At 69.1% G+C, this 3,629-nt stretch carries 3 protein-coding genes; all 3 read right to left on the minus strand.

Features of this window, described 5'->3' with window-relative positions; translation table 11 throughout:
- The coding region (locus ACIQ7Q_RS34895) for an adenosylhomocysteinase (protein ID WP_403871489.1) at positions 1-146 on the minus strand (146 nt) is incomplete at its 3' end.
- A complete protein-coding gene (gene metF / locus ACIQ7Q_RS34900) occupies positions 124-1,026 on the minus strand; it encodes a methylenetetrahydrofolate reductase [NAD(P)H] (protein ID WP_403871484.1) in 903 nt (300 codons plus the stop codon). The genes metF and ACIQ7Q_RS34895, both read right to left, overlap by 23 nt.
- The coding region (metH, locus tag ACIQ7Q_RS34905; protein ID WP_403871487.1) for a methionine synthase at positions 1,023-3,629 on the minus strand (2,607 nt) is incomplete at its 5' end. The genes metF and metH, both read right to left, overlap by 4 nt.

The following is a 3,629-nucleotide window of genomic DNA, read 5'->3' on the forward strand; positions in this document are numbered from 1 at the left end:
GGCTGAGCGGCGGCGTACTCCTTGCGGATCGACATCAGGCCGGGCATCTCGTGCTCGGCGAGGGTGATCTCCTTGCGGCCGAAGGCGGCGAGGGACAGATCGGCGACCTTGAAATCCGTGAAGTCAGCGGCCGGCTGCGAGGGCATGTGCACTCCTTGAGTTCTGGATGTTCTGGTGGATCTCGAGCGTCGCAGTGGAGCGGTTGAGCGTGATGTAGTGCAGTCCCGGGGCGCCTTCGGCGAGGAGCCGGTCGGCCATGGCGGTGGCGTACTCGACGCCGATGCGGTGGCCGTCGGCCGGGTTGTCGCGGGCCGCGTCCAGGCGGCGGGCGAGGTGGTCGGGGAAGGCGGCGCCGGACAGTTGGGCGAAGCGGGCGATCTGCTTCACGTCGGTGGCCGGCATGATCTCGGGGATGATCGGGGTGTCGCAGCCGGCGGCCGCGACCCGGTCGCGCAGTCGCAGGTAGTCCTCGACGTGGAAGAACATCTGGGTGATCGCGTAGTCGGCTCCGGCGCGGCACTTGGCGACGAAGTGGCGGATGTCGCTGTCCCAGTCGGCGGAGCGGGGGTGGCGTTCGGGGAAGGCGGCGACGCCGACGCTGAAGTCGCCCGACCTGCGGACCAGGGAGACGAGTTCGTGGGCGTGGGTGAAGCCGTCCGGGTGCGCGGTCCAGGGGGCGTTCGGGTCGCCGGGCGGGTCGCCGCGCAGGGCGAGTACGTCGTGCACGCCGGCGTCGGCGTACTGGCCGATGATGTGGCGCAGTTCGGCGACGGAATGGCCGACGGCGGTGAGGTGGGCGACCGGGCGCAGGGTGGTTTCCGCGGCGATGCGTTTGGTGACGGCGACGGTGCGGTCCCTGGAGGAGCCGCCGGCGCCGTAGGTGACGGACACGAAGGTGGGAGCGAAGGCCTCGATGCGGCGGATCGCGTTCCACAGGGTGCGGGTGCCGGCTTCTGTCCTGGGCGGGAAGAACTCGAAGGAGAACGAGGGTTTTCCGCTCGCGAGGGTGTCGCGCAGTGTGCTCATCCGCGGCCTCCCGCGTTGAAGTAGCTCGCCTCGGGGTGGTGGATGACGATGGCGTCGGTGGACTGTTCGGGGTGGAGCTGGAACTCCTCGGACAGCTGGACGCCGATGCGTTCCGGCCGGAGCAGGGCGGCGATCTTGGCGCGGTCCTCCAGGTCGGGGCAGGCGGGGTAGCCGAGGGAGTAGCGGCAGCCCTGGTACTCGGTGCGGAGCATGCCGTCGAGGGTGCCGGGGTCGCCGGAGGCGATGCCGAGTTCGGCGCGCACCCGGGCGTGCCAGTACTCGGCGAGCGCTTCCGCCAACTGTACGGACAGGCCGTGCAGTTCGAGGTAGTCGCGGTAGGCGTCTGCCTCGAAGAGCTTGGCGGTCTCCTCCCCGATCCTGGAGCCGACGGTGACGACCTGGAGGGCGACGACGTCCGTCTCGCCGGACTCCTCGGGGCGGAAGAAGTCGGCCAGGCACAGATGCCGGCCGCGGCTTTGGCGGGGGAAGGTGAAGCGGGTCCGCTCCGAGCCGTCCTCGTTCAGCAGGATCAGGTCGTCGCCCTTGGAGACGCAGGGGAAGTAGCCGTGGACGACGGCCGCTTCGAGGAGGTTGTCGGTCTGCAGGCGGTCCAGCAGGCCGCGCAGCCGGGGGCGACCCTCACTCTCGACGAGTTCCTCGTAGGACGGGCCGGTGCCGCGGGCGCCCTTAAGGCCCCACTGGCCCTTGAACAGGGCGCTCTCGTCGAGCCAGGAGGCGTAGTCCTTGAGCGGAATGCCCTTGACCACGCGGGTGCCCCAGAACGGCGGCTCGGGCACCGGGTTGTCGTCTGCGACGTCGGAGCGTGAGGGTGCCTCCTGGGGGCGCTCCTCGAGGAACGTGGCGGTGGTCTGCACACGCCGCTGCTTCAGTTCGGGCAGTGCGGCGCCGGGGACGCCGCGTTTGACGGCGATGAGGGCGTCCATGAGGCGCAGGCCCTCGAACGCGTCGCGGGCGTAGCGGACTTCGCCCTCGTAGAGCTCGTGGAGGTCCTGCTCGACATAGGCGCGAGTGAGGGCCGCGCCGCCGAGGATGACGGGGTAGTCGGCGGCCATTCCCCGCTGGTTGAGCTCCTGGAGGTTCTCTTTCATGATGACGGTGGATTTGACCAGCAGGCCCGACATGCCGATGACGTCGGCGCGGTGTTCCTGAGCGGCCTCCAGGATGGCGGAGACGGGCTGCTTGATGCCCAGGTTGACCACGTTGTAGCCGTTGTTGGACAGGATGATGTCCACCAGGTTCTTGCCGATGTCGTGCACGTCGCCGCGCACGGTGGCCAGCACGATGGTGCCCTTGCCGTCCGCGTCCGACTTCTCCATGTGCGGCTCGAGATGCGCGACGGCGATCTTCATCACCTCGGCGGACTGCAGCACGAACGGCAGTTGCATCTGCCCCGAGCCGAACAACTCGCCGACCACCTTCATGCCCGCCAGCAGGGTGTCGTTGACGATGTCGAGAGCGGGACGCTCCTGCAGCGCCTCGTCCAGGTCCGCTTCGAGACCGTTCTTCTCGCCGTCGATGATGCGGCGCTGCAGGCGCTCGTCCAGCGGCAGCGCGGCCAGTTCCTCGGCCTTGCCCGCCTTCAGGGACTTGGTGGAGACGCCCTCGAAGAGCTCCATGAGCTTCTGCAGCGGGTCGTAGCCCTCGGCGCGGCGGTCGTAGATCAGGTCCAGTGCCGTGTTGACCTGCTCGTCGTCGAACCGCGCGATGGGCAGGATCTTGGAGGCGTGCACGATCGCCGAGTCGAGGCCCGCCTTGACGCACTCGTCGAGGAAGACGGAGTTGAGCAGGACGCGGGCGGCGGGGTTGAGGCCGAAGGAGATGTTCGACAGGCCCAGTGTGGTCTGGACATCCGGGTGGCGGCGCTTGAGTTCGCGGATGGCCTCGATGGTGTTGAGGCCGTCCTTGCGGGACTCCTCCTGGCCGGTGCAGATGGTGAAGGTCAGGGTGTCGATGAGGATGTCCGACTCGTGGATGCCCCAGTTGCCGGTCAGGTCGTCGATGAGGCGCTCGGCGATGGCGACCTTGTGCTCGACGGTGCGGGCCTGGCCCTCCTCGTCGATGGTGAGGGCGATCAGCGCGGCGCCGTGCTCCTTGGCGAGCGCGGTGACCTTCGCGAACCGCGACTCCGGTCCGTCGCCGTCCTCGTAGTTGACCGAGTTGATGACCGCTCGGCCGCCCAGCTTCTCCAGGCCCGCCCGGATGACCTCGACCTCGGTGGAGTCCAGCACGATCGGCAGCGTGGAGGCGGTGGCGAAGCGCCCGGCGAGCTCGGCCATGTCGGCGACGCCGTCGCGGCCGACGTAGTCGACGCACAGGTCGAGCATGTGGGCGCCCTCGCGGATCTGGTCGCGGGCCATCTCCACACAGTCGTCCCAGCGGCCCTCGAGCATGGCCTCGCGGAACTTCTTCGACCCGTTCGCGTTCGTCCGCTCACCGATCGCCATGTACGCGGTGTCCTGACGGAACGGCACCGCCTGGTACAGCGACGCGGCACCCGGCTCCGGACGCGGCTCGCGATCGGACGGCACCGTGCCGCGCACCCGCTCGACGACCTGACGCATGTGCTCCGGCGTCGTGCCGCA

Source organism: Streptomyces sp. NPDC096176 (genome assembly GCF_044763255.1).
Lineage (GTDB): Bacteria > Actinomycetota > Actinomycetes > Streptomycetales > Streptomycetaceae > Streptomyces.

What these genes read in the sequence shown, in the direction of transcription:
- metF (WP_403871484.1), bottom strand. Translation starts at nt 1,026, where the DNA reads ATGAGCACACTGCGCGACACCCTCGCGAGCGGAAAACCCTCGTTCTCC.